This is a genomic window from Actinomycetota bacterium (assembly GCA_030682655.1).
Classification (GTDB): Bacteria; Actinomycetota; Coriobacteriia; order Anaerosomatales; family JAUXNU01; genus JAUXNU01.
Window position 1 is genome coordinate 26,064 of record JAUXNU010000181.1, and the last position, 6,473, is coordinate 32,536.

3 protein-coding genes are annotated in these 6,473 nt (G+C 63.2%); 2 read left to right on the plus strand and 1 reads right to left on the minus strand.

Translation table 11 applies throughout. The annotated features are described in order from the left end of the window. Window positions 1–8 precede the first annotated feature (8 nt). Window positions 9–1,601 (plus strand): DUF2357 domain-containing protein, encoded by a 1,593-nt coding sequence (locus tag Q8K99_11980; protein MDP2183273.1) that lies wholly within the window; start codon window positions 9–11, stop codon window positions 1,599–1,601. Next, a complete protein-coding gene (locus tag Q8K99_11985; GenBank protein ID MDP2183274.1) occupies window positions 1,588–5,544 on the plus strand; it encodes an ATP-binding protein in 3,957 nt (1,318 codons plus the stop codon). Before Q8K99_11980 ends, Q8K99_11985 begins: the two co-directional genes overlap by 14 nt. 144 nt (window positions 5,545–5,688) lie before the next feature. Here the strand turns inward: Q8K99_11985 and Q8K99_11990 are convergent. Continuing rightward, window positions 5,689–6,473: NlpC/P60 family protein (locus tag Q8K99_11990; GenBank protein ID MDP2183275.1), on the minus strand; the 785-nt coding region annotated here is incomplete at its 5' end.

A 6,473-nucleotide genomic window follows, 5' to 3' on the forward strand; every position in this document is an offset into this window, starting at 1 on the left:
ACGTCCCGATGGGCGCCGACGGCCGTATTCTGCTTTGGTGCTGGCAGGACTACCTAGTCGAGTCACCGGAGCAACCAGCACTACCAGTCTCGTGTGTGACACAGGAGCTGCCCTCGGAGGATGGATGGCGTGCGCTCGTCAACTTCGGCGACTACGTCGGGTTGCTCGATCTGGCAGGCGGATTCTGTGAGATACGGTCGCACAAGCTCGACAGTGAGGGCTTCGACAAGTTGCTGCTGGAGATATCCGCGCGCGTCGCCAACCTGCCCTTCGACGTCAATTCGCCGACGTTCGTCCCATTCTCTCGCGATGCCACCGACGAGCGCGATCGGCTCTATCAGGCATTCGTCTACCTGCGCTGGGCGATGTGGTCCAGCAGCCCGTCCCTGTTCGAATCCTGGGCGACCATCGCGGCGGACCCGCATAGGGTGCTCGTGCGCGAGGAGCACCGCGAGACTCCTTGGGATGCGCGAGGAGTCACCCCTCGCACCCTCGAACGCATCGCCTCGCACCCGGAGGACTGGGTCGAGCTCGATTCCGACTCACCGTTGAGTTCGACGGCGTTGGCTCGCGCTCTCACAGACGATGCCGGCCGCGCTCACTTCCCACGCGAGGTGGTCGAGGTCATCGCCGAACCGACGCTCGATACCCCTGAGAATCGCTTCGCTCGCTACTTCCTGTCCACGGCCCACGAGTTGATCGAGCGGTTCCTAGTCGTTCTCGGCCAGCAATCCGCGGTCGATCTGGACCTGACCGCCGACGTCGACAAGCTGGCGCAGGAGCTCCGTGCCATGCAACAGGCACCGTTCCTGTGTGAGGTCGGAGACCTGCGCTCGTTCCCTGCGCAGTCCCAGGTCCTACAGAAGCGCGCAGGCTATCGAGAGCTGCTTCTCCATTTCCATGCTCTGTCACTTGCGTCTCGGTATCCCATCTCTGCTGCCGACCTGACTCGGATCATCGAGACAAAGAGCGCCAGTCTGCTCTACGAGTATTGGTGCTTCTTCGAGATGGCCGAGCAGATTCGGCGGCTGGGACTGCGACCCCTGCACGGAGTCCCGGTCGGCGGCGGTGAGATGTCAGCCACGCTCAATGAGGGAATCAAGCTGGTGTTCGAGGATGGGGTGGAACTCCACTACAACCGAAGTTTCTCGCGCTCGAATCCCCAGTGGCGGTCGTACTCCGTCACGCTGCGTCCAGACATCGTCCTCAAGGTCGGGGACACGCTCCACCTGTTCGATGCGAAGTTCCGCATCGACCGGTGGGCCATAGAGGACTTCGACGCGGACGCCGAAGCTACCGAGACTGTCGAGAACGACGACCGTGCCGGCCGCGCTTCGGCGATCTGGTGGAAGAACGCCGACATCCACAAGATGCACGCCTACCGGGACGCGCTGGGGCGCGATGGCGCCCATGTGGCGACCGTGCGCGTGCTCTATCCGGGGACGCAGGAGGTCTTCTACCCGTCGCAAGCTGGCGGGAAAGAGGGTGTCGGAGCGGTGCCGCTGATGCCGGGTGCGAGTGCCGACGAAATGCGCGGCGTGCTCTCCGGACTGTTGGTTGGCGACACAACGCAAAAGGCGGCCGTTGATGCTGCCGACTGATTGGCAGGCCCGCCATCTGAAGTCGGTCGAGAGAATCGCGGGGCCGAGATATGACCGAGTTCTGGACGTCGATGTTGATTTTGCATCGGTCTTCGCTGGTCTGGGACGAACAGACCAGTTTCGCGACGCCCTTGCGTCGGTGGGCAACCGGCTGGGCGCCGTCTTCAAGTACGGGCTGCGTGAGGGCCAGCCTGAGCAACTCGACTGCGTAGTCAAGACGGCTCAGTCAACGGCGGAGGCCCTCCTGAATGCATCCGCTTGCCCAGCCGATGGGAAGCTGGACTTCGCGCGGATTGTCGGCGACGCGCGCTCCGGGATGGACGCCGCGTGGGCGCTGAGAGGAACGCGGCGCGATTCCGATCGTGAGAAGGCCAACGATGGGATCTCCGAATTCGTCCTTCACGACGCCAACAAGGCGGCTGACCTGCTCAACGACGCGGTTGAGTTGTGCGAGGGGCGGGACTCTCGGGCCGCCAGCGAGCAGATACTGCTTCTAACGGGCCCGGCGGGTGCTGGCAAGACCCACATGCTCGTTCACATTGCCAACCAGCGCGCCACGAAGGGCCTGGCTTCGATCGTACTGTTCGGTGACCGATTCAGCGGGTTTGATCAAGTGCAGAGCTTCAGTGCGCGACTCGGCCGCGACGAGACGTACCCACTCCCACAGATCCTGGACGAGCTAGAGGTTGCGGGGGCAGCCACCGGTACCCGCTCGTTTCTCCTCATCGACGGAATCAACGAGACGTCTTCGTGCTCGATTTGGCAGGACGGGCTCAAGTGGCTAGCAGAGGCACTGCTCGACCATCCGCACGTGTGTGCGGTTCTGTCAGTTCGAGACGGCTTCCAAGACGCCGTTGCGACTCGCGGGTTCCTTGAGTCGGCCTTGGTCGTGCAACACCCTGGATTCGCGCGCAATCTCTGGCAGGCCGTACAGCAGTTCTTCGCCTACTACCAAGTGCAGTGGCCGGAGGTGCCGCTACTTGGACCGGAGTTCGCGAATCCGTTGTTCCTCAAACTGTTCTGCACTGCGTTCGCCGGAGAGACTCCCCGCAGTTTTCGGGGACACGCCGGCGGAACGCATATCTTCGAGGCATATGCCAAGAAGGTCGGACCGGCGATCAACGTTGAGCTTGAGGCTCCGGGTGCCGCCTCCAACTACTGCTGGACCGCGCTGATCAAGCCTCTTGCGACTTGGATGGGCGAGAACGGAGTCCAGGAGATTCCAGTCGAGGAAGCCCTATCGATCGCCGACACCGCATACTCGGGACACGGCGCGCGCGCCCTCGCGTCCATGGAGAACCACGCGCTGATCATGAAGTCGCCTCGCTTTGATCGCGATGGCGAGGTGAGCCGATACGTGTACCGGTTCTCCTACCAGAAGTTCAGCGACCACCTGATTGTTCGGTTCCTTCTGAATCACCATTTCGATCCGACTGCTGCGGAACCTGGGAAGGCATTTGCGCAAGACACCCGGCTTGGACGTATCGCGAATCTTGATGAGGGCCGAGGGCTCTTGGAGGCGCTGGCTGCGCAGATTCCGGAGCGAACGAATGGTGCCCGCGAGTTGACCAACTATGTGTCAGACGAAATTGCTCGGTCTTGGCTCATGAGCAGTGCGTTCCTAGACAGCTTGGTCTGGCGCAAGTCCGATGCACTCGGGCAACCGGCGATCGACTACATCAATGATGTCATCTTCGATGACACGCGGCTGCTGGAGGAGCTGTTCGAGGTTCTGCTGTGCGTCGCGAGTATTCCCGACTTCAGGTTGAATGCCAGGGGCCTCCACAAGCTACTCGCTGGCTGGACGCTAGCCGACCGGGACGGGATTTGGACCGGTTGGCTTCGATACCAGTACATGGACGAGGGTACTGCGGTCGATCGCCTTGTCTCGTGGGCGCGTACGGCTCCTGGCCGTGGGGAGGTCGTTCCAGAGGCCGCACTGCTGACTGCAACTGCGCTCTGCTGGCTCTTGGTCTCCCCAGACCGCTTTCTGCGGGACGATGCGACGAAAGCGGCCGTGGCGCTTCTGGAGCACCACCCCAGGGTCGTGCCCGAACTCATTCGGATGTTCGAAGCGGTGGATGATCCCTATGTGCTCGAACGCACCTTGTGTGCAGCCCTCGGCGCTCTCACGCGCAATCCTGACCACGAGGCGCTCGTCGAAGCCTCAAGCGTACTGCTGGAGGGCTTCTTCGCAAGACGTGAGTGCACCCACGTGCTGACTCGCGACTACGCCCGGGGCATCGTGGAACTCGCCGTGTCCTCCGGAGTTCTCAACGAAGGCGATGTTGGACCGGCGCGGCCACCTTACGGCTCGACCTTCCCTGAAGATGTGCCGAGCAAGGAAGGACTGAAGGCGCTCTACGCCGACGCGGATGGTCACGTGAGTGACTACGGCTCGATCTGGCACTCCGTCATGGAGTGGGACTTCGGCTGGTACATCATCGGGACCAATTCCGGTAGCACGCCGTGGAGCAGTCGACGGCTGGGGGAGCCCCGTCCGCCGACGCTGAAGGAGCGGTGGGGGCAGTTCCAGGCGACGCTTTCAGAGGACGCTAGCAGGGCCTTTCTGGCGTGGGAGGAGTCAAAGACGATCGACTCTATGCGTCTGCTGACTGCTCAGGTGCGCAACGGAGGAGAGAGCCAGACAAGAGCCACCGAGCGCGAAGAGCCAGTCAGGGAGAGTGAGCTGCGTGCCCTGCTGACAGCAGAACAAGTGACGGAGTTCGACGGTCTGCGCTCATCGAGTGAGGAGCACGTCCGGGATGACACCTTCGACCTCAGAATCGAGCAGTCGTGGGTATTCCTGCGCTGCTTAGAGCTGGGTTGGACAAAGGAGCGATTCGGGACAGCCGACAGCCAGCAGGGGCGGAACCGCGGCGACACAAGAAAGACAGAGCGCATCGGCAAGAAGTACCAGTGGATCGCCCACTATGAGTTCTTAGGCCTGCTCGCTGACAACTATGCCTTGAGGCCGCCGTGGGGCTCGAGTGAGTCCCCTGTCTACAAGGGCCCGTGGCTCGACTTCCTGCGCGACATTGACCCGACCTGCCTCTTGGATGGGCTCGCCCGCGCAGACGGTCCTACATGGTGCGCTACTCCCTCGTACGATCCAGATGCGTTGAAGGTAGACGACGAGCCGTGGCTCGCGGTTCTGGATGACCTGGTTGACCCGGCACAGATCATCGAGCTGGTCGACGACGAGGGGGCGGCATGGGTCGCGCTAGAAGGCTTCTACGAGTGGCGACCCCCCGTGGCTCCCGGGATCGAACCGCACTCGGTGCTTCATAGACACGTCTGGTACCAAGTCCAGTGCTACCTGGTTCCGGTGGATCAGGCGCATGTGTTCATGGAGTGGGCCTACACTCAGAATTTCATGGGGCGCTGGATGCCCGAGAATCGCGGATTCTCAGAGGTCTACCTGCGCGAGTACCCGGCAGCCCAGGCGTTCAGGGACCTGCTCATCGAGTCCGAGCCGGAGCGCACGGGGTGGGTGCAGGAGATACGTGGAGCGACGCTCGAAGTCCCGCTTCTGGTTGCGAGTGATAGTTACTCTGCGAGCTCGGCGGACAGGGATTGCTCTATCAAGGAGTCTTTCACCGTGGGCTTGCCAGCGCACTCGCTTGTTGAGGAGATGGGTCTGGCGCCCGGTCCCGTGGATGGCAGTTGGTTGGTTGGTGGGCAACTCGTGGCACTCGATCCGTCTGTCGGCTCCGACGCTTCGACGTACGTGCTGATTCGTCGGTCGTCCCTCCAGGAGCATCTCGCACGCGCTGGTCTCACAGCTGTTTGGACCGTGATGGCTGCAAAGGAGCTGTCTGGCGGTTGGCAGGATCGCGAGGGCAGACTCCCCGGCGCCGATGTGAACGGTGCCTACTGGCTGCAACCCGAAGGTGTCGTGGGCCGGCTGTGGATGGCTGGAGACGCCGCAGACAAGGCGTAAGGCGACGGGCGCCTGTCTCACGAAGTGCGTTGCACAGCCCGCGTCGTCTCAGTGCGGCATGAGCCGCACGGTTCTTCATCGAAGCACACGGGGTGGCCGAAACTGGTTAGAGCTCTGGGTCGCGTGACTTGTGCAGACGGACAACTAGGGCGTCGGCTTCACCGTCGCCTTCCACGGCGGCCGCCGAATCGATGCGATCGTGGAACTGCGCGCGGAGAGCTCCGAGATCTTCACGACATCGCCGGTGCGCGGCGCATGGACGTACTTGCCCCCGCCGATGTACATGCCGACGTGGTGGATGTGCCCCGCATCCCAGAAGATCATGTCGCCGGGCTGGATCTGCGACAGACTCACGCTCGTGCCGAGGCTGTTCCACATCCCGGACGTTGTGCCCCGGCCTGAGAAGTTGGCGTAGCGCCACATGATCCAGTCCACCAGCCCGGAGCAGTCGAACGTCTGCGGGCCCGTTGCGCCCCACACGTACGGGCAGCCGAGGACGGACAGGGCGAGCCGCACCGGCGGGAAGTTGACCGCGACCCCGGACCTGTCTAGTTTGCCCAGCACCTCAGGGGTGAGTGCCGTCGCGCCGGGGCCACCGGCGCCGTTGAGCCCGGAGGCATCCAGCACCTGCCCGTTCTCGTCGAACGTGCCCAGGATGGCGAGGTAGCGCTCGGCGGCCTGCCCGGCCTCCGCGCCCGTGAACGCCGCGCCAGCCGGGGCAAGCTTCGGCGCGAGGTCGGCGACCGGTGGGTACGTGCTCGTGGCGAGCACCGTGCTCGGACCCTCGGCTGTGTAGGTGTAGGCGATCGAGGAGCGCACAAGGTCGTAGACGGCGTTGGGGTCAGCCTTCGTGAAGTCCTGGTCGCACTGGACGGCCGACAGCGCCAGGAGATAGCGCCACGTCGGCAGGTCGAGATCGGCGTTCACCG

Coding starts and splice junctions, on each gene's coding strand:
- Q8K99_11980 (MDP2183273.1), top strand. CDS start 9: ATGGGCGCCGACGGCCGTATTCTGCTTTGGTGCTGGCAGGACTACCTA.
- Q8K99_11985 (MDP2183274.1), top strand. CDS start 1,588: ATGCTGCCGACTGATTGGCAGGCCCGCCATCTGAAGTCGGTCGAGAGA.